Raw genomic sequence first — 18,257 nt, forward strand, 5'->3', positions numbered from 1 at the left:
AATATCAATTGTAAATTTATGATTTAATTATTAGAGTAAAAGAAAAATATAAAATATAGGATATAATTAAAATAGAGTTATATCAGAATATATTTATGTCTCATTATAATAAAAAGGTATCATAAATAATAAAAAATGCAGAGAGGTCTGGGCATATGAAAAAAACACTGTATGAATATGAAGAAGTTATAAGAAGCCTTCCGATAAAAGATAAATATGTAAAAGATGAATTATTGATAGATGATTTTCTTATAGAAAGAGATGGGAATATAGAAGTATATTATGCTCCACATAATGAATATTTGAACTCAAAAGCGAAGGTGTTTATTATTGGAATAACACCAGGATTTCAGCAAATGAGTACAGCTATTTCAACTGCTAGAAAAGAGTTAGAATTAGGCACAGATATCGAAGAAATACAATACAAGTGTAAAGTGACAGGTAGATTTAGTGGAGGACTTAGAAAAAATATAATTAGTATGTTAGATGATATAAAACTTAATGATGTTTTAAGTCTAAATAGTTGTTCATCATTGTTTGAGGACAAAGATTATCTACTACATACTGTATCACTGATACCTTATCCTGTTTTCGTAAAAAAACAGAACTACTCAGGTCATACACCTAAATTACTAAAAAGTGAGTTCTTAATGAAATATGTTTATGAGAATTTTATTAAAGAACTTAAAGATATTGAAAATTTTAAAGATATATTGATAATACCTTTAGGAAAAGCTGTTGAAGAAGTATTACATAAGTTATCTGAAGAAGGAATTATCGATACAATACAAATTCTTAAAGGGTTCCCACATCCATCTGGAGCTAATGTAAATAGACTAGCACAACTAGAAGAAAACAAGGAAGATTTGATAAATCAAATTAAGGAGTTTTTATAAAAATTTGAATATGTTATTGAACTATAATAAACCGTATCACAATAAAGTGAGACGGTTTTTATAATAAAAAAGGTTATTTACTCATTTATGAATCTTTCTTTTTTAATTTATGAATTTTAATAAAGTATTTTATAATTGTAAAAGCTACAGTAGCCATCAACAATGGGTTTGCTATAAGTGGGAATGAGATATTAAATATATAAGGCCCTTGTGATCCTATTGGTGAATTTAAACAATTATTAAAGATACAAAAACTAAAAAATCCTATTATTAAAAGTGTAAAAATAAGGTTTTTATAATGAGATATCTTTGATTGAATATCTGTAAATAGCTCAAAATCTTTTCCGTCATTTTCTTTTTCAAAGTAAAACCAACCCCATTGAATAGCTACCGTATTAATATCTAAATTAGATATAAAATCTATATAATCTAAATTTTTATCAGAAGTAAAAGGCTTTCTTTTTTCAACCTGATAAATGTAAGCACCTTTTCACACGTTTTAAAACGGTATGTGAAACCACTCTTATCAGTTAACCTATATCCTTGTTTTGCCAAGCTATTAAGCCATTTAGTTTCTTTTTCAATATCAAAGAACACCTTTGATTTATTCATAAAAAATTACAACCCCTTTACTTAACTATTTGATTAGCAAGTTTTAAAACATCATTCAATCTTTTTAATTCCTTACTAACAATCTCTTTTCCTAATCCTGTAATTAGATAATTTTTCTTTTTCTTTTCTTCACTAACAAGTTGTATCCATTTTTTATCTACAAGTGTATTTATTGCTCCATACAATGTACCTGCTCCTAAAATTAAACGACCATTAGTCTTTTCTTCAACAAATTGCATTATTCCATAACCATGGTTAGGATTATATAGTGCTAATAAAATATACAATGTTACCTCTGTTAGAGCCCCACCTTTGACATTATCCTTCAAAGTATCACCTCACTTTATTACGGTTAAAGATATATCATTAACCGTAATAAAAGTATATCGTTAAACGTAATATATATCAACTGAATTTTAAATACAAATATCGACATTAAATAAAATTTTGATTCATAATTAGGTGAATATTAAGTGATATACTTACTTTGAAAGATTATTTAAGTTAAATGAAAATAAGAACAATAAAATAACTGTATAAAAACTTAGTTTTTATACAGTTATTTTATTGTTCTTATAAAGTTTTCTTATGAGAAGTTATATTGAAATTTTAACTAACCATATTTAGAATATATGGATTTTTAAGGTTAAATAAATTACTAAGTAGTCTAAATTAATATAGTTAGAATTAAATAATACTCTGGCTAATATCTAGAATTTTGCTCAGCTAATTCTGCATCTGCCTTAGTTTGATGAATTGTATCACGTGGATGTTCAGGTGGTGCATATATAGCATATAATTTAAGTGGTTTATTCCCTGTGTTAATTATATTATGCCATTTACCTTCAGGTATCATAATAGCATAGTCTTCGTAAATCATTTTTGAAAATCTAATTTATCTTTACTATTTCCCATTTTAACAAGTCCTTGACCTTCTTCAATACGTATGAATTGATCTCCAGTTTCATGAACTTCTAATCCTATATCATCCCCAACTTCTATACTCATTAATGTAACTTGCAAATTAGTTCCTGTCCATAAAGCAGTACGGAAAGTATTATTTTCATCAGTAGCCTCATCAATATTAATTACAAATGGATTAGGTCCATAATCCTTCAGTTGAGGAAGAGGTCTTTGAAATACTTGGGGATACATTGATGGATTCCCCAAAAAACTATAAGGGTTCATATTTTGCATTTGCGGGTAAGCCCAGAATGGATAGGGGTACATATTAAACATTTGCATATTAGGCCAATAAGGCCATGGATATTGAGTTTGACCATTATACATATTTATCACTCCCTTTTCAATTTAATAACAATGTATGATAAATGCTTATATAAAGTGCTTTTACAAAATAAAACAATAGAGTTTAAATTAAAGTTTGATATAATAAGTGCTCAAATATAAGACTTTAATACTTAATTTTAAGAAGTTTAGCATATCTAAAAATTAAGTCGAGGATAAGTTTTTATTAGAAAATTATAATACAAAATAAAAAATATTATTTTGTATATATAAATGCGGAGAGTACTAATTATTAAGATAAAATAAATAATTTTAAAAAGTGTCATAAAAAATATAAAAGTGGTTTCTATATATATGTAAAACGCAAAATACTAGTAGTGAGATTTTCTATAGAAATAGATTAAAAATATTGATATATATAAGTAATATTAGGAGGTGATTATAGTAATTATGAAATTTGAGGAAATTTTCAAATCCCAATATACATATGTAGTTAAATATATTATGAAGATTGTTAAAAATCAAGAGATTGCAGAATCTATTGCTCAAGATGTATTTATACAACTATATAAAACTAACTGGAAAGAAATCGAAAATATTAAAGCTTGGCTTATTAAGACATCTATATATAGCTCATATAATCACATTAGGTCAGAAAAAAGGCACGAGTTAAGGATAGAAAAAGCAAGTTTAAATTTAGAAACTATAGATATACAGACATTAGATGATAAATATATTAAGAAAGAAGAAATTGAAGATGTGAGAAGTACGATGAATGAGTTACGAGAACAAGATAAGAAACTTTTAATTTTAAGATACTCAGGATTTAAATACAAAGAAATAGCTGAGATATTAGGCGTGGAAAAGTCTTCTATTGGAACTATGCTTGTACGGGCTCAAAAGAAATTTAAAAAAATCCACACAGAAAGAAAAGGGAGGTAACTGTATGAAATGTTATGAAAGTGGAGAATTACAGGCTTATATAGATGGAGAACTGCCTTTAGATATGATGGAACAAGTTTCAAAGCATTTAGATAAATGTGAAGTTTGCCAACATAAATTTAATGAACTAGTAGAAGTTAATGATTATAAAACTAGCTTAGAAAATCAGGATAACTTAAAAAATAAAATAGATGTTGAATTAGCGTGGAATACATTTAATTCAAAATTAGAGAGAAAAAGTAAATTAAACGTAATAAAAGGGAGATTCAATAATATGAATAAAATGAAAAAGTTTAGTACAGTAGCAGCCGCATCATTATTGGTGTTTATAGGTGGATCAGGAGTTGCAATGGCTACATATAATTTATTTCACAGCATGTACTAGAAGATGATGTTGTGAATAAAGGGTTAGTGCGTGAAGATGGATCTGTAGTAGACTCTACAAAAGAAGGTAAATTTAAGCCTTTAGATATTAAAATTAAAGACAAAGATATTATAGTACACTTAACAGGAGTATATATCGCTGAAAGTCGTGTATCTGTAAATTATAAAATAGAAACTGTAAACGGAAATTTAGCACCTATCGAATACGATACAGAAGGATTAAAGTTAAAATCTGATGGTATAGTTGATGGAAAACAAGTAGAGGCTCCTGAAGTATATTTAGGAAAAGAGATTTATGAAGGGAAAGAAGTTGACAAAGTATCACAACTCCAGTTTTTAGAATCTAAAGATGGATTACCTTTTGAATTAAAGAAAGGAAACAAATCTTTAGATATTGGGATAAGACAAGTTGGAGCTGAGAATGAAGGTACTATTACATTTGCAGGATTTAATCCTATAGATTATCCTGTTAACTTGGACATTAATATTAGTAAAATTGGGAAAACATCAGGATCTTGGACAGGACAATTAGAAATTAAATCTGAGTAAAACTAATAGAACTGTTAATTTAGGCATAAATTTTCAAAACTATATAAAAGATTATTACACAAGAAAATAGTTATATTATAGAAAACTACATTTAAATTATTATAAAAAATAGCTCAAGGTATTAAATTACCTAGAGCTATTTTTTCAATAACAAAGATTTATTTATTTTTACATTAGAGAAATTAACATAACTGTACCTAATCCAAATGTTGTGAAGTCAAACACAACATGGATAATCCATGGAACAATAATACTATTAGATTTTAATGCAGCAAAGTTGAAAAAAATTCTAACTAATCCTTGGATAAGAAGAGTATGAATAAGTGTGTTTACTAAACTTCCATTAAAATAAGTAGAATAATGCAATAGTCCAAAGCAGATAGAACTTAATATAACTCCAGTTGTTTGTGATAATACTAAGTTCTTAGTTTTTTTGAAGATAAAATTTGCAATAACTAAAAGAATGAAAATACTTATTATTTCTTCAAATAACAAAACAAAAGGTAATGATATAAGTGTCTCTACAAGATGCTCTGACCCTGGGTTTTCCTGTAATGGTAAGTGAAGCACAAGTTTTAATATTAAAGCAGAAATAAAACTAGAAACAAGTGAAATCAAATACCATATAGATATATTTCTAAAAGGTTTTATGGGTTTTGAAAATACGTCTAGAACTCCTTGTTTTCCAAATGTAAAAAACAAACTGGCAATAGATAGCATAGGGACGGACATTATCTTTAATACATATAATCCTGTATTACTAGGATGAATTAAATCAATCTTAAATGTGAGTAATAATAGTGCCAATGATAATAGTACAGGAAAAAGTTTAATTTGATATTTTGTTATAAGTTGATTCATAATATACACCTCTTTTTCATTTGCTTAATAAACAAATATTTTATTTAAGAAGATCTAAAATTTAATATAGTGCATTTAACAGGTTAAACTATTTTTATATTTGTGTATCTAGTGAGTTTATTCTAAGCTTTTAATCTTTCCAAAAGATTTCTAAAGTATTTCCTAATTATTATTTTTTTATGATACAAAAAAAATCGCACCATTTAATGTGATGCGACCTCAATTTCTTCTACTCTATCGATATATAAATTATAAGAAAGTCCTATAATAACTAATATACCTCCAACAACTTGCCAAATAGATATTTTTCCTGATAAAATAAAATCTAAAATTATTCCAGTGAATAGTTGCCCCACAAATAACAATAAAGTTAAATAAAATGATGAAACTTTAGATGATAAAAACACTTGTAAAGATACTACAGCCACACCAACAAGACCTCCAGTATAAGCAAGCCAATTAGCATCGTAAGAAGTAGATGCTAACAATTTAGAAGTCTCACCGCTTATAAATAATATTAATATTGAACCAGCGAGACCAAATATATAATTAAATAGTGTGCTTTGGTAAACTCCTAACTTTTCAGATAAAACAAAGTTTACAGACCTTGAGATCACATTTGAAATTCCAGATAATATAGCTATTAGTGCATAAAACATAAAAAATACCTCCTTATTATAATGTCATAATAAAAATACCTAAGATTATTATTCCTAACCCTATTATTTTTTTCTTTTCAAATTTATTGATTTCTAAGTCAAAGTATCCAAAGTGATCGATAACAATTGATGTGACTAGCTGACCTAATAAAGCCAGTGAGACAGTAAGAGATACACCAAGATTTGTAAAACTAATATTAGTAAACAGGACAGTCAATATACCTATAAGGCCTCCTGAGAACATGTAAAAAGGTATTCCCTTAAGGTTTTTTATCTTAGACTTAGTCACCACAAGTAATATTATAATCCCAATAAGACCTACAAAGTGTATGATGACACTAGAAATATAGTTTCCAGTTGCATTTCCAAGATCTCCATTTACAACAACCATTGTAGATAAAACTACACCTGTTAAAATTGAAATTAAATAATTCATATATTTTACCTCCATGCTAGATTAATAAATAATATAACATAGAAAAAAAGTATTAATAATGACATATGTCATATATATAGATATAATTTTTATGTACGTTTATGAAAGGGGTGTTTATATGAAAAAAATAGATGACAGGTTTATTATAAAAACGTTTTATAATAAGTTTAAAATAGATGAATTGTTTGAAAAAGATATGAGTGATGACATAAAACTTCTTAGGTTTGAAAAAAACGAGTATTTATGTAGAGAAGGGGAGGCGTTAGAATATTTTCTTTTTTTAGTTGAAGGAAAAGCTAAAGTATTTAAAACATTGCCAAATGGAAAGTCTTCCCTTCTTAGTTTTTATAATTCACTTGGAGTTATAGGAGACTTAGAATTTATAAATGAAGAAGTAGCATCAGGAACATTGCAAGCACTAAGTACATGTAATTGTTTAGCCATACCTATGGATATAGCTAGAGTTAAGCTTATAAATGACTGTAAGTTTTTAAGATTTTCCTGTTTACGTTTAGCAGAGAAATTAGCTGACATAAGTACGAGTAGCTCTATAAACTTGCTGTATCCACTTGAAAACAGATTAGCAAGCTACATAAACGAGTTAATGATAGAACCTAATTCTGAAATAGAATATGTAGATTTTGATGAAAGTTTATCAGGGGTAGCAGAAAATCTAGGAAGTAGTTATAGACATTTATTAAGAACTCTAAACTTATTGATTGAAAAGAATATTTTAGATAAAGATAAATTAGGATATAAGGTTATAGATAAAAACAAACTAGCAGATTTAGCTGGAGATTTGTATAAGGCTGTATATTTTGAGTAGGGGTATGTATAGATTAATACATATTTTCAAAAATAATGATTGACATTTTAAAATAAAAGGCATACTATAATGTAAAATAATATTAAAACTTCAGTGAAGGGAAGAGTAAAATTTACTAAGTATCCAAAGCGAGTGGAGGTCGGTGAAAGCTCCATGAGAAAAGGAATATTGAAAGACATCCCAGAGAAACTTATCTGAAATAAAGTAGGATGAGTCGGGTTACACCGTTATATGTAATAGAGATGACTTAGAGTTATTTAACTTTAGTCAAGTAGAATGGCACCGTGAATATAGCTTTCACTTCTATCATAGAAGTGAAAGCTTTTTTTATTATTATAGAATAGGGCCCATTCTATGGAACTATTTTGCTTGATAAAGTTATAATATAAGTCAAAAAGGGTGGTACCGCGAATCTTCGCCCCTTGGGATTAATATCTCAAGGGGATTTTTTAATACTTTTAAATTACAAGGAGGATTAATAACATGAAAAGAATTTTGATAAATAAATTAAATAATTATATAGAAAATGAAGTTAAAATTGAAGGATGGATACATCGTATAAGAGCTTTAAAATCAATAACATTTGTAATATTAAGAGATAGAACTGGATTAGTTCAATGTGTTATTGATAATAAATTGATTAATTCAGAAGATATAAAATTAGAATCAGTTGTATCTATAAAAGGTATCGTTAAAGAGAGTAACAATAAACTAAATAACTTTGAAATTGAAGTTAGAAAATTTGAAGTAATTAGCAAATGTAAAGATGAGCTACCAATTGAAATAAACAAAGAAGATTTAAATATAAATCTAGTTACCATGCTAAATAACAGGGTTTTAAGTTTAAGACATGAAAAAATTAATGCTATTTTTAAAGTACAAAATGTAATTGTTAATGGGTTTAGAGAATACTTGATGGATGAAGGTTTTACTGAAATATTCACACCAAAACTTGTTTCAGAAGGGGCTGAAGGTGGAACTGAAGTTTTTGAAGTTAAGTACTTTGAGGATAAAGCATATCTAGCTCAAAGCCCACAATTTTATAAACAGATGATGGTTGCAGCTGGATTTGAAAAAGTATTTGAAATTGGGCATGTTTATAGAGCTGAACAACATGATACAAACAGACATTTAAATGAATATGTAAGTATGGACTTAGAGTTTGGATTTATTGAAAATGAAGAAGATATTATGAAGTTAGAAGAAGATTTATTAAAATTTATAATAAATAAATTAGAAAAAGAAACTCAAAAGTATTTAAATTTACTAAACGTAGAACTTCCAACTGTAAATGGAAGTATTCCAAGGATAAAATTTAGTAAGGCTATAGAGATTTTAAAAGAAGAATATAATAAAACAAATTTAGAAAATGATTTAGATCCAGAGGCAGAAAAATTGCTATGTGAATATGCTAAAGAAAAGTTAGGAAGTGATTTTATATTTGTAACTCACTATCCAAGGGTAAAAAGACCAATGTATACTATGCCATGTGGAGAAAATGAAACACATAGCTTTGACTTACTATTTAGAGGAATTGAGATTACTACAGGAGGTCAAAGAATTCATGATTATGATATGCTAATAAATAATATAAAATATAAAGGTTTAAATCCTGAAAACTATCTAAGTTATACTGAGGTATTTAAATATGGGGTACCTAAGCATGGTGGATTAGCAATAGGGTTAGAACGAATAGTTAGTAAAATATTAGGACTTGAGAATGTAAGAGAAGCAACGCTTATAACAAGAGACAGACATAGGCTGATACCATAAATTAAGTTTGTAAAGGCGTTATCTATAAATAAGATAACGCCTTTTACCTCAATATCTCAATTCAAATACGACAGGAGGGAGTTTTTTATTATCCTTTTTGCCTATAATTTGGTAAAATATAACATTGAGGATAGTTTATATTTCATATTTTTATAAAATATTTTAATGATGTTTCATATTAGGCTATTAAAAATAAAATAGAACAACTATTTAAATTAAATTATTAAAGTAGGTGGTAGCTATAGAAATAAAAAATAAAATTTTAGTTATTGATGACAATAAAGATATTTGTACAACTATAAAAAGTTACTTGAGTAATTATAAGTATAATGTTGATACTGTACAGAATTATAAAGAAGCATTAAATAAGCTAAATCATGATTTTGATTTAATAATACTAGATATAATGATGCCTGATATGGATGGAATAGAAATTTGTAAGATTATAAGAGATAGTATAAATTGTCCTATAATTTTTCTAAGTGCTAGAATTTTGGAAGAAGATAAAATTGAAGCCCTATCTGTGGGGGGCGATGATTACATAACAAAACCTTTTAGTTTGAAAGAGTTAAAAGCGAGAATAGAAAGCCATTTAAGAAGAGAAGAGAGGTTAAAAAACAAGAAATTTTATATGGTTAGCTCAGGAAATATAGTTCTTGATATCTTATCTAATGAAATTTTTTGTAATAGAGAAAAATTAAATTAACTAAAAAGAATACAATATTATAAAACTTTTAATTATGAATAAGAAAGTAGTACTTTCAAAAGAGAAAATTTTTGATAATGTATGGGGATTAAATTCTGAGAGCTATTTAGAAACTATTACAGAAAGTATAAAAAATATTAGGAAAAAATTAAAGATATTAGACAAAGAGAACTCTTATATAACTACAGTTTATGGAAGAGGATATAAGTGGGAAGTAAAAAATGAAAAATAAAACTATAAAACGAGATTTTTACAATTTAGTTTTAAAGATAGTTATATATACAGCTATTTCAATATTAATAACATATATATTAGCTATAATTATTATGAGGTATACAAATGCTAAAACAACAGATTATTATATGAGATATATTTATGAAATAGAAAAGGAAGTAGAAGAAACAGGAGATAGTATTTTAAATGGAAATATTATAGACATGAAAAAATATAGTAAAGAGATTCATGGTGAAGTAATAGACTTAAAAGGAAATCATTTATATGGCGAAAGAGGAATCAAAAATGATGAATTTAACTTGCTAAATTCTATAAATCAAGATAAAGCTATCAATGGTTATGTTTATAGATATATAGGAATAGTTAAAGATAATAATATAAAAGCTATTTACGTTGTAAAAGCTCCTTTTTCTTTTATAAAAATAATTTTGAATCTAGTAAAGGAATTATTATTATATATTTAACAATTTTATTTTCGCCCCTAATATACTTTATAATATACTTATCTTTATTTACTTCTAAATTATATAAATCTATATCAAAAAATATAGAAATGCTTTTAAATGGCTCTGAAAAAATTTGTAATGGAGATTTAAATTTCTATGTTGATGGAGTACAAGGTATAGAATTCAATAAGATTCAAAAATCTTTTAATACTATGGTAAAAGTCCTTAGAGGCAATATTGAAGAACTGTCTAAATTGGATGAAGAAAGAAAAATAATGATTTCTTCTATTGCTCATGATATACGAACTCCGATAACTGTAATAAAAGGCCAAATTGAAATAATAGAAGATTTAAAAACTATTCCTAATTATAATATGGACGACAATATGGATATAATAAATAAAAACTGCGATAAAATGGTTAATTTAACTAGCAATTTATCTTTAATTTATAAAGTAGATGGAGAATGTTTTTTATTAAGAAATGAAGAGATAGATTTAAAAAAACTTTTAAAAGAAAAAGAATTAGAACTGAAAAATATATCTAGAGAAGAGGATATAGATATTAAATTTAAAATAAATTTGAGCAAACAAAACTATATGTTGGACAGTACCATGTTAACTAGGGTATTAGATAATATACTTTTTAATAGTTTAAGGTTTACAAGCAAAGGGAATATAACTCTTAAAGTATATGATGAACCTTCTAATAAAAAGATTAAATTTGAATGTAGTGATACAGGTACTGGGTTCAATGAAAAAGATCCTTCAAAATTTTTCAATGCCTTTTATCAAAGTGAAAATTATAAAAATCATTTTGGGTTAGGTCTTTATATAGCAAAAAAAATTGTTAATAATTACGGTGGACAAATAAATGCATATAATAATGAGTATGGTGGAGCTACTATAGAATTTTACATAGTAGAATTAAAAAAATATAATAATGAATTAAAAGCTGAATGATTGGACATAGTCATTCAGCTTTTTCGTGTCTATAATAATCTAATTAAATTTTTTGATTTCCTTAGAAAAACCTTAGATTTGATTGTTAGTATATTTATATAAAGATAAATAAGGAGAGATAAAAATGAGTGAATATTTCTTAGAAACAAAGAATTTAACAAAGAAATTTAAAGGAGAAGCGGCTGTGGATTCTATAAATTTAAAAATAAGAAAAGCTAGTATTTACGGATTTTTAGGACCCAATGGTTCAGGTAAGTCTACTACATTAAAAATGATTACAGGTCTTTTGTATCCAACTAGTGGAGAAATAATTATTGATGGACATAAGTGGAGTAGAAAAGATCTTAATGACATAGGAGCTCTTATAGAATCGCCAGCACTTTATGGGAATTTAACAGCAAGAGAAAATTTAAAAGTTCACACAAAGCTTTTAAATATACCAGATAGTAAAATAGATGAAGTTTTAAATACTGTAGATTTAAAAAATACAGGTAAAAAAAGAGCAGGAGAATTTTCATTAGGAATGAAACAAAGACTTGGAATTGCTATAGCTCTTTTAAATGATCCAAAACTTCTTATATTAGATGAACCAACAAATGGTCTAGACCCTTTAGGTATAGAAGATTTAAGAAAATTAATTAAATCACTAAAAAATAAGGGAATAACAATTATTTTCTCAAGTCATATTTTATCAGAAGTACATCAACTAGCAGAAGATATAGGAATTATATATAAAGGAAAATTAGAATATCAAAATAAAGTCAATAAAGATGAAGACCTAGAGGCTTTATTTATGAATATTATTACGGTTTAATAAATAAGGAGGATTTTAAAATGATTAATATGCTTAAATCAGAAAATTTAAGATATAAAAGAACTTTTTCACAAAAACTTTTTTATATTGCACCAATGTATATATTGATTGAAGTTTTTAAGATTGAAAGATATGTTTTTACTAATTCAACGAATTGGTGGAGTGTTTTCTTTATGCCATTTTCTATTGCTATTTTATGTTCGCTTATAGCACTTAGAGAAAAAAGGCTGGAAATTATAGAACATTAAAATCTAAAGATATAGATTTAAAAAAGATGTGGATTAGTAAGATTTTAGTTGTATCTTATTATACTTTTTTAGCATCAATTATGTTTGTCTTATATTTGTTAGCAGTTAAATTTATTCATAATAGCTCTTTAATTCCTGTAGGTAGTTTATTTTTAGGAGCTCTTGTAATTTGGATTACAACGCTTATATTAATTCCGATATGTTTATTTTTATCAGAAAACTTTGGTACTTTTTCAGGAATAATTATAACATGTATAGGGGTTTTATGGGGAGTATTAAGTGCACCAAAAGCTAATTGGTACTTATGTCCTTGGAGTTTAAATATAAGACTTATGTGTCCAATTTTAAAATTACGTCCTAATGGATTAATTTTAGAAAGTACAAGTCCTTTACTAGATCCTTCAGTAATATCAACAGGAATATTTATATCTGTTGTAGGGTTTATAGTATTATCGATATTAACTAGTTTATGGTTTGCTAAAAAGGAGGCTCGTTAAAATTATGGATTTAATAAGAGCTATCATATCAAATTGGATGAAAACTAAAAGAACAGCATTTAGATATATAGTAGTATTACTTCCGATACTATTTTCAATATCATTTGTAGCTTATATATATTTTTACAAAATCGACTATACTTTTCAGATTAGAGTGTATACTTTGTATTTTTCAGTTATAAGTGCAGGATTACCAATGATGGCAGGAATTTTAACAGTTCTTAATATTATGGGAGAGGATTCAGCTGGAGAATTTAAAAGATTGCTAATAGTCCCTTTATCAAGAAATACTATATATCTTGGTAAATTGTTTATGATAATTTTAATTACTATAGTAGACATGTTTGTATCTGTAGGAATTTTATTATTAGGTATAAAATTTGTTTATCCAGAAGCATATATTCAATACGGGGTATTTTTACAAGGAACACTTTTTACAACAATAGCGTCATTATTTTTATATGGACTATATCTAATTATGAGCATGAGATTTGGAATAGGACTTACAATGCAAATAACTGTAGGAGGAACACTTTTAGGAGCTTTAATGCAAACAGGTCTGGGAGATAAAGTTTGGAAGTTTATACCATGGGCTTGGCCAGGTAGACTGGGGATTATACCTATATTTAATCTTGAAGGTTATGAGACATTAAAAAATGTAGATAGTAGTATTTTAAAAAATTTATTTATAGAGGTATTAAGTCAAGGTATGGCTATTGCCATTATATCTTTTTTAGTTATATGTATTATTGGACTATTATGGTTTAAACGTTGGGAGGGTATGAAGAGTTCTTAATAATAAATAAAATAAGAAATATTTTAGATTTACGGTTTGAATTTTATGTAGCTGATTTAATGTGATTATATATAAACTATATAGTTCGTATATTGTGAAGTTGTAGAAAAGGTAGATTTAAGGAAGAAATAAATGCTATTGAAATTTATTTATATTTTAATAGCATTTTTCAATAAATATTTTTATTGTTTTAATTTTTAAGAATTAGGTATTTAGTAGGTAAATCCTTTTAGAGAAAATGAGCTATGATTATAATTATATATTTTCTTTTCATATGTGTTCTCTAATTTGTTTTTTATTAGTTTAAATCACTGAGAGGGTATTTTCAATAAAAAATGATTAACATTAGTAAAAAATGTAGTTAAGAAGGTAGTTATATTTCAATTCAGTAATCTAAATAATAAAATATAGAATTACTCATGTATTTTAGGTTGAATATAGTTCCATTTAAATACGACATGAGGGAACTCTTCTATATTATTTAATTTGATACTAGGTACTTCTTATTTTTAATAATAAATTTAATAAAGATTACTAGACCTATTAGAGTAACTAATCCACCAGATATTAAATAAAATGCAATCTCCAAGTTAGTAATATTAGTTACCTTTATATTTAACGTACCAGTAAAATAACTTATAGCTATAAAAATACCTGCAAATAAGTTATTTAGTGAATGTACTGAGATGGATACTACTAAATTATTATATTTTTTATATAGTACACAGCAAGCAATACCAAAGGCCATAGCCCCTAACATCCCTAAAGTTTCGTGGCCAAGTCCAAATATTAAAGAAGATACAATTGATGAAAAAATAAAACTAAATCTCATGTTGAGTCTTTTAAAAAGAACTCTTCTAAAAACTATTTCTTCTAAAATTGGAGCTAATATCACTAATACAATAAGAAGAAGTATCAAGTCCATAAAATTAGTTGGATTTCCCCAAGAATCATTTAAAAGTTCTAAAGCTTTGTTTTGATTAGCAATTGCTAAAATTCCAATACTTAAATTAGCTAGACCAAAAGATAAAAATATCTGAGTACATACCACTTTTAATATTTCTTTTGTATTAGAGACTTTTTTGAAGTTATAAAATCGTTCTTTTAATAAGTTTGAATTTACCTTACCTGATATTAATGTTATGACTAGTATTGATAAAAACATAATAAAAGCAAATTGTATATTACTTAAGGCCATGCCAAAACTTGATAACGAATATAGTATTTCTCCCAAAGAGACTAAAAAGGTTGTTCCAAACCATATTAGAGCCATTTTCCAAATCTTAATTTCTTTCATTACGTCCCCCTTAAAACTTTTGATATTTGATAATTACTTAATTACAAAAACTGGATATATTTAATTATACTATTAATTAATATGTAAGGTATATTTTAAAAATAACTAATGTAACTTTATATAAATGCGACATGAGGGAACTTATTTTAATTTGAAATATTATCTTTTTTACTAAGTTTTGGTAAAATATAACATCGAGGGAGGTTTAAAATGAAAAAGACAATTAATAATTTATTTATTGCGGGGTTTATATTTTATATTTTAGTTGTAGTAGGGGAGATTTTATTTAAATATTCAACTCCATTACAGTTGTTTGGAAATAGGGAATATTTTAGATCTATTAATCTAATTCCATTTAATGATATAATTAATGGTAATTTTAATAAACTAGATATTGTAGGAAATGTGATATTATTTATTCCACTAGGTATTTATTTAAATATAATTAATCCAACATCTAAAATATCTAATAATATTTACATCATAATGGGGACAAGTTTAGCATTTGAATGTATTCAGTATATACTAGGGTTAGGGGCTACGGATACAACTGATATAATTACAAATACTGTTGGAGGCCTTATTGGAATAGGTATTTATACAGTAATTGAAAAGTTATTTAAAAATAAAGTTAAAGTGAAAAACTTCGTAACGATTTGCAGTACGGTTGTTATGGTTTTTGTTGGGATTTTAATAACTGGAATAGTAATGTACAATTAGAATTTTTATATACAAATTTTAAAATAAAAGTATTAAAAAATATATATTTGAGTAATAAAAAGAGCAATTTAAATATTGCTCTTTTTACTTATAAACCTATATAATCTAAAAAACTATTTTTTAATACAGGAACATAAATATCCATAACTGTATCCTTTCTAAAGTGGCATCTCTCATCATAAAACTCAAAATCTATCTTACCCTCATCAAATACATAATCACTTTTACTAAACCAATCTTCAAATATATATTTCCAAGTAGCTTTTATTGTTTTTGCAAAATCATTTTGGGATGAATCGTTGCTTGTATCTACTGGAGGAGTTGTAAAAACGGCATATGTTGCTTCTGGAATTTCTATGGTAATCATATCTTCTGTAACAGATTCAAAGTCATTAACTATTACACCCATAAGGTATATAGCATCTCCATTTTTATCATCAGATGGGATGAACACACCCACTTCACCATGTTTATTTGGTTTTAGAATTTCATACATTTTGCTTTCTAAATTTTCTCCACTGTAATTACTCCAAAATGAAGCAATATCTTTAGTAAAATTTCCATTTGAAATGTTTGTTTGTATACCATACCCTGCAACTTTAAATGCAGGTTTACTTACAATAACAGGATTCATAATATAACCTCCAATTTTATATACTGATTCTTTGTTGAAATAATAGTCCTCCATACGTTTTATATACTGTGTAGGAGTAAATCCATATTCTTTTTTGAATGCTTTTGAAAATCCATTATGTGTATCGAAGCCATATTCCAAAGCTACATCTATAATTCTATTTCCATCAAATAACTTTGTAGCTGCCAATGATAATCTTCTTTTTTTAACATAGTCCATCAAAGTCATACCTTGGCAAATATTAAATATTCTACAAAAATGAAAAGTTGAATATCCACATTTATTTGCAATTAAATCTGGTGTTAGTTCGCTATTTATATTTTCTTCTATGAATTCAATACACTGTGATATAACATCACTATAGTTCAATGCTAGCACCTACCTTCATCACGTGATAATTAAAGTATAGTAACTAAACTAAGGGTATGTTGTTCCTAAATTGCTATGTTCTAAACTTCTTTATTTTATTATACAGTTTAAATAAATATATAACTGATTGAATATAAATACGAAATTATGTATACTTTCTATGTCTAAAAGATAATGTAAGGTTATAAAGTAAAAAACGCTTAAAATACTTTAATTGTACTTTAAGCGTTAATAAGAAATTAGTATCTAAATAATACTATTCTTATTTTGTGACCCAATAATGTTCCATCAATATATATTTCTTTGCTATTAACATCTAGACCTAGTTCAGCATCTAATATATCTGAAAATCCTATGTCTATTTTAGGATTTTGAGGGTTCAGCTCTACATTAACAATTCTTATACCATATAAAGCTACAGCTACTTTAAATTTTAACTCAGCTATATTTACATCTATATCCCAAGATAATAGACCCCATGATCCTTTATATGCGCCAAGCATAGGTAATTCCATAAGCTCAGTACATGTTGGAGCAGTTAAAAATATTTTTTGATCACAAGTAGTTTCCAATTTTACTTCCATAATAAAACACCTCATATTAAAATTTGCTTTAAATTTAAAGCTAATATATAATATGACAAATTACGACAATTTGTGACAATAAATAAAATATTTTAAATTATAATTAATAAAAAATATTAAATTATATTAAAAATGAGAACTAGGATATTAATAAAAACTTAAATATTAAGTATACATATTCAGCTTAAGAACTACAGCTAAAATCACTTTATAAATTTATAATTGGTAATATAATGAAATATATAATATAATCAAAGTTGTTAATTACTAAATAATTATAATTAGCCTCACTTAAAATAATATATAAGTGGGAACCGTAGGAGGAAAATTTATTATGGATTATGGGTTATTAAATAGGGGAAGTTTAATGCTTGGATTAATTGCATGTATACTGCCAATAGGTAATATCATAATGCAAAATAAGGTTGGAAATAGATATTGGGAATTTATGTCTGTAGCCAGTTTTAGTGCGTGTGGGATATCATTATGTTTACAAATTTTTTATATTAACCATTTAGTAAATATAGAGGATTGGACAGCTATGATGGATACTTTAAGTATGGTGTCACTTGGATCTTTATTACTTCTTATAAGCACAATAATACTAAACATTATTGTCTGTAATATATACTTCAATAAAAGATATTAATCTTAATAAACACATGAATAAATACACTCTTTAAATATTGAATAAGGGTATAGAAAACAAAATATAAGATATATCAATATGAATTTTGATAGAAATATAGATAGAAAAGACTAAA

27 protein-coding genes and 1 other annotated feature are annotated in these 18,257 nt (G+C 26.1%); of the genes, 16 read left to right on the forward strand and 11 right to left on the reverse strand.

The genetic code is table 11. The annotated features are described in order from the left end of the window. Nucleotides 1-155: 155 nt before the first annotated feature. Entirely contained in the window at nt 156-896 is a 741-nt protein-coding gene (locus LEQ07_RS05750; protein ID WP_263329859.1) for a hypothetical protein, read from the forward strand. Nucleotides 897-981: 85 nt separating this feature from the next. Here the strand turns inward: LEQ07_RS05750 and LEQ07_RS22890 are convergent, their stop codons facing one another. The 5 genes from LEQ07_RS22890 to LEQ07_RS05765 all read right to left on the reverse strand — a co-directional run bounded on the left by LEQ07_RS22890 (nt 982) and on the right by LEQ07_RS05765 (nt 2,798). After that, complete coding sequence (locus LEQ07_RS22890; protein ID WP_442952402.1) at nt 982-1,374, reverse strand: DUF2812 domain-containing protein; 393 nt, start codon at nt 1,372-1,374, stop codon at nt 982-984. After that, nucleotides 1,326-1,508, reverse strand: coding sequence for a DUF2812 domain-containing protein (locus LEQ07_RS05755; protein WP_263329860.1), 183 nt, complete (start codon nt 1,506-1,508; stop codon nt 1,326-1,328). Before LEQ07_RS05755 ends, LEQ07_RS22890 begins: the two co-directional genes overlap by 49 nt. 17 nt (nt 1,509-1,525) lie before the next feature. Continuing rightward, nucleotides 1,526-1,837, reverse strand: a complete 312-nt coding sequence (locus LEQ07_RS05760) for a PadR family transcriptional regulator (protein ID WP_263329861.1) — start codon at nt 1,835-1,837, stop codon at nt 1,526-1,528. Between the two features lie 374 nt (nt 1,838-2,211). After that, nucleotides 2,212-2,388 carry a hypothetical protein gene (locus LEQ07_RS20855; protein WP_332842947.1) on the reverse strand — a complete coding sequence of 59 codons (177 nt, stop codon included), beginning with the start codon at nt 2,386-2,388 and terminating at the stop codon, nt 2,212-2,214. Next, nucleotides 2,385-2,798: a hypothetical protein gene (locus LEQ07_RS05765; RefSeq protein WP_332842948.1), complete on the reverse strand. Its 414-nt coding sequence runs from the start codon at nt 2,796-2,798 to the stop codon at nt 2,385-2,387. Before LEQ07_RS05765 ends, LEQ07_RS20855 begins: the two co-directional genes overlap by 4 nt. Nucleotides 2,799-3,206: 408 nt before the next feature. Here LEQ07_RS05765 and LEQ07_RS05770 point away from each other — a divergent pair, with 408 nt between their 5' ends. From LEQ07_RS05770 to LEQ07_RS05780, 3 genes are read left to right on the forward strand one after another with little or no spacing between them, the layout of a single operon-like run. After that, nucleotides 3,207-3,698 (forward strand): RNA polymerase sigma factor SigX, encoded by a 492-nt coding sequence (locus tag LEQ07_RS05770; RefSeq protein ID WP_046823094.1) that lies wholly within the window; start codon nt 3,207-3,209, stop codon nt 3,696-3,698. Nucleotides 3,699-3,702: 4 nt separating this feature from the next. Then, a complete protein-coding gene (locus LEQ07_RS05775; protein WP_263329862.1) occupies nt 3,703-4,083 on the forward strand; it encodes an anti-sigma factor family protein in 381 nt (126 codons plus the stop codon). An 11-nt stretch (nt 4,084-4,094) separates the two neighbouring features. Next, entirely contained in the window at nt 4,095-4,631 is a 537-nt protein-coding gene (locus tag LEQ07_RS05780; RefSeq protein ID WP_263329863.1) for a hypothetical protein, read from the forward strand. Between the two features lie 168 nt (nt 4,632-4,799). On the opposite strand, the gene LEQ07_RS05785 is transcribed toward LEQ07_RS05780, so the two are convergent. The 3 genes from LEQ07_RS05785 to LEQ07_RS05795 form a co-directional block, all read right to left on the reverse strand. Beyond that, entirely contained in the window at nt 4,800-5,492 is a 693-nt protein-coding gene (locus LEQ07_RS05785) for a CPBP family glutamic-type intramembrane protease (RefSeq protein ID WP_052952032.1), read from the reverse strand. A gap of 203 nt (nt 5,493-5,695) precedes the next feature. Continuing rightward, nucleotides 5,696-6,151, reverse strand: coding sequence for a DMT family transporter (locus LEQ07_RS05790; RefSeq protein WP_046823092.1), 456 nt, complete (start codon nt 6,149-6,151; stop codon nt 5,696-5,698). A 16-nt stretch (nt 6,152-6,167) separates the two neighbouring features. Beyond that, a complete protein-coding gene (locus tag LEQ07_RS05795; protein ID WP_263329864.1) occupies nt 6,168-6,587 on the reverse strand; it encodes a DMT family transporter in 420 nt (139 codons plus the stop codon). Between the two features lie 118 nt (nt 6,588-6,705). Between LEQ07_RS05795 and LEQ07_RS05800 the strand changes: the two genes are divergently transcribed. From LEQ07_RS05800 to LEQ07_RS05845, 10 genes are all read left to right on the forward strand, one after another. Beyond that, a complete protein-coding gene (locus tag LEQ07_RS05800; RefSeq protein ID WP_263329865.1) occupies nt 6,706-7,413 on the forward strand; it encodes a cyclic nucleotide-binding domain-containing protein in 708 nt (235 codons plus the stop codon). 84 nt (nt 7,414-7,497) lie between these two features. Beyond that, nucleotides 7,498-7,721, forward strand: a binding site (T-box leader). Between the two features lie 175 nt (nt 7,722-7,896). Continuing rightward, nucleotides 7,897-9,186, forward strand: coding sequence for an aspartate--tRNA(Asn) ligase (aspS, locus tag LEQ07_RS05805; protein WP_263329866.1), 1,290 nt, complete (start codon nt 7,897-7,899; stop codon nt 9,184-9,186). 232 nt (nt 9,187-9,418) lie between these two features. Further along, nucleotides 9,419-9,892: a response regulator transcription factor gene (locus LEQ07_RS05810; RefSeq protein ID WP_263329867.1), complete on the forward strand. Its 474-nt coding sequence runs from the start codon at nt 9,419-9,421 to the stop codon at nt 9,890-9,892. A gap of 16 nt (nt 9,893-9,908) precedes the next feature. Beyond that, nucleotides 9,909-10,124, forward strand: a complete 216-nt coding sequence (locus tag LEQ07_RS05815; protein WP_332842955.1) for a winged helix-turn-helix domain-containing protein — start codon at nt 9,909-9,911, stop codon at nt 10,122-10,124. After that, nucleotides 10,114-10,590 (forward strand): hypothetical protein, encoded by a 477-nt coding sequence (locus LEQ07_RS05820; protein ID WP_263329870.1) that lies wholly within the window; start codon nt 10,114-10,116, stop codon nt 10,588-10,590. The genes LEQ07_RS05815 and LEQ07_RS05820 overlap by 11 nt, the downstream gene beginning before the upstream one ends. A gap of 89 nt (nt 10,591-10,679) precedes the next feature. After that, nucleotides 10,680-11,534: a sensor histidine kinase gene (locus LEQ07_RS05825; RefSeq protein WP_263329871.1), complete on the forward strand. Its 855-nt coding sequence runs from the start codon at nt 10,680-10,682 to the stop codon at nt 11,532-11,534. Nucleotides 11,535-11,658: 124 nt separating this feature from the next. Further along, nucleotides 11,659-12,348, forward strand: coding sequence for a lantibiotic protection ABC transporter ATP-binding protein (locus LEQ07_RS05830; protein ID WP_263329872.1), 690 nt, complete (start codon nt 11,659-11,661; stop codon nt 12,346-12,348). Nucleotides 12,349-12,368: 20 nt separating this feature from the next. After that, nucleotides 12,369-12,596 (forward strand): hypothetical protein, encoded by a 228-nt coding sequence (locus tag LEQ07_RS05835; RefSeq protein ID WP_263329873.1) that lies wholly within the window; start codon nt 12,369-12,371, stop codon nt 12,594-12,596. 26 nt (nt 12,597-12,622) lie between these two features. Continuing rightward, nucleotides 12,623-13,093 (forward strand): lantibiotic immunity ABC transporter MutE/EpiE family permease subunit, encoded by a 471-nt coding sequence (locus LEQ07_RS05840; RefSeq protein ID WP_263329875.1) that lies wholly within the window; start codon nt 12,623-12,625, stop codon nt 13,091-13,093. A gap of 4 nt (nt 13,094-13,097) precedes the next feature. After that, nucleotides 13,098-13,889: a lantibiotic immunity ABC transporter MutG family permease subunit gene (locus LEQ07_RS05845; protein WP_263329876.1), complete on the forward strand. Its 792-nt coding sequence runs from the start codon at nt 13,098-13,100 to the stop codon at nt 13,887-13,889. 481 nt (nt 13,890-14,370) lie between these two features. On the opposite strand, the gene LEQ07_RS05850 is transcribed toward LEQ07_RS05845, so the two are convergent. Next, on the reverse strand, nt 14,371-15,186 hold the full coding sequence (locus LEQ07_RS05850; protein ID WP_263329877.1) for a CPBP family intramembrane glutamic endopeptidase: 816 nt from the start codon (nt 15,184-15,186) through the stop codon (nt 14,371-14,373). Between the two features lie 210 nt (nt 15,187-15,396). Here LEQ07_RS05850 and LEQ07_RS05855 point away from each other — a divergent pair, with 210 nt between their 5' ends. Beyond that, nucleotides 15,397-15,906, forward strand: coding sequence for a VanZ family protein (locus LEQ07_RS05855; protein ID WP_263329878.1), 510 nt, complete (start codon nt 15,397-15,399; stop codon nt 15,904-15,906). Between the two features lie 88 nt (nt 15,907-15,994). Here LEQ07_RS05855 and LEQ07_RS05860 read toward each other — a convergent pair whose 3' ends face one another. Both LEQ07_RS05860 and LEQ07_RS05865 read right to left on the reverse strand, forming a co-directional pair. After that, entirely contained in the window at nt 15,995-16,909 is a 915-nt protein-coding gene (locus LEQ07_RS05860) for an AraC family transcriptional regulator (protein ID WP_263329879.1), read from the reverse strand. Nucleotides 16,910-17,148: 239 nt separating this feature from the next. After that, nucleotides 17,149-17,493, reverse strand: coding sequence for a hypothetical protein (locus LEQ07_RS05865; protein WP_263329880.1), 345 nt, complete (start codon nt 17,491-17,493; stop codon nt 17,149-17,151). 334 nt (nt 17,494-17,827) lie between these two features. On the opposite strand from LEQ07_RS05865, the gene LEQ07_RS05870 reads away from it, so the two are divergent. Continuing rightward, entirely contained in the window at nt 17,828-18,142 is a 315-nt protein-coding gene (locus tag LEQ07_RS05870; RefSeq protein WP_263329881.1) for a hypothetical protein, read from the forward strand. Nucleotides 18,143-18,257 lie beyond the last annotated feature (115 nt).

Origin of the sequence: Paraclostridium sp. AKS73 (assembly GCF_025671395.1) — a bacterium.
Lineage (GTDB): Bacteria > Bacillota > Clostridia > Peptostreptococcales > Peptostreptococcaceae > Paraclostridium > Paraclostridium benzoelyticum.

Bases quoted from the DNA above. Each gene is read 5' to 3' on its own strand.
- LEQ07_RS05800 (WP_263329865.1), top strand. From the start codon at position 6,706: ATGAAAAAAATAGATGACAGGTTTATTATAAAAACGTTTTATAATAAG.
- LEQ07_RS05830 (WP_263329872.1), top strand. From the start codon at position 11,659: ATGAGTGAATATTTCTTAGAAACAAAGAATTTAACAAAGAAATTTAAA.
- LEQ07_RS05845 (WP_263329876.1), top strand. From the start codon at position 13,098: ATGGATTTAATAAGAGCTATCATATCAAATTGGATGAAAACTAAAAGA.
- LEQ07_RS05870 (WP_263329881.1), top strand. From the start codon at position 17,828: ATGGATTATGGGTTATTAAATAGGGGAAGTTTAATGCTTGGATTAATT.
- LEQ07_RS05785 (WP_052952032.1), bottom strand. From the start codon at position 5,492: ATGAATCAACTTATAACAAAATATCAAATTAAACTTTTTCCTGTACTA.
- LEQ07_RS05770 (WP_046823094.1), top strand. From the start codon at position 3,207: ATGAAATTTGAGGAAATTTTCAAATCCCAATATACATATGTAGTTAAA.
- LEQ07_RS05790 (WP_046823092.1), bottom strand. From the start codon at position 6,151: ATGTTTTATGCACTAATAGCTATATTATCTGGAATTTCAAATGTGATC.
- LEQ07_RS20855 (WP_332842947.1), bottom strand. From the start codon at position 2,388: ATGATTTACGAAGACTATGCTATTATGATACCTGAAGGTAAATGGCAT.
- LEQ07_RS05765 (WP_332842948.1), bottom strand. From the start codon at position 2,798: ATGTATAATGGTCAAACTCAATATCCATGGCCTTATTGGCCTAATATG.
- aspS (WP_263329866.1), top strand. From the start codon at position 7,897: ATGAAAAGAATTTTGATAAATAAATTAAATAATTATATAGAAAATGAA.
- LEQ07_RS05795 (WP_263329864.1), bottom strand. From the start codon at position 6,587: ATGAATTATTTAATTTCAATTTTAACAGGTGTAGTTTTATCTACAATG.
- LEQ07_RS05820 (WP_263329870.1), top strand. From the start codon at position 10,114: ATGAAAAATAAAACTATAAAACGAGATTTTTACAATTTAGTTTTAAAG.
- LEQ07_RS05750 (WP_263329859.1), top strand. From the start codon at position 156: ATGAAAAAAACACTGTATGAATATGAAGAAGTTATAAGAAGCCTTCCG.
- LEQ07_RS05855 (WP_263329878.1), top strand. From the start codon at position 15,397: ATGAAAAAGACAATTAATAATTTATTTATTGCGGGGTTTATATTTTAT.
- LEQ07_RS05850 (WP_263329877.1), bottom strand. From the start codon at position 15,186: ATGAAAGAAATTAAGATTTGGAAAATGGCTCTAATATGGTTTGGAACA.
- LEQ07_RS05775 (WP_263329862.1), top strand. From the start codon at position 3,703: ATGAAATGTTATGAAAGTGGAGAATTACAGGCTTATATAGATGGAGAA.
- LEQ07_RS05865 (WP_263329880.1), bottom strand. From the start codon at position 17,493: ATGGAAGTAAAATTGGAAACTACTTGTGATCAAAAAATATTTTTAACT.
- LEQ07_RS05835 (WP_263329873.1), top strand. From the start codon at position 12,369: ATGATTAATATGCTTAAATCAGAAAATTTAAGATATAAAAGAACTTTT.
- LEQ07_RS05825 (WP_263329871.1), top strand. From the start codon at position 10,680: ATGCTTTTAAATGGCTCTGAAAAAATTTGTAATGGAGATTTAAATTTC.
- LEQ07_RS05755 (WP_263329860.1), bottom strand. From the start codon at position 1,508: ATGAATAAATCAAAGGTGTTCTTTGATATTGAAAAAGAAACTAAATGG.
- LEQ07_RS05840 (WP_263329875.1), top strand. From the start codon at position 12,623: ATGTGGATTAGTAAGATTTTAGTTGTATCTTATTATACTTTTTTAGCA.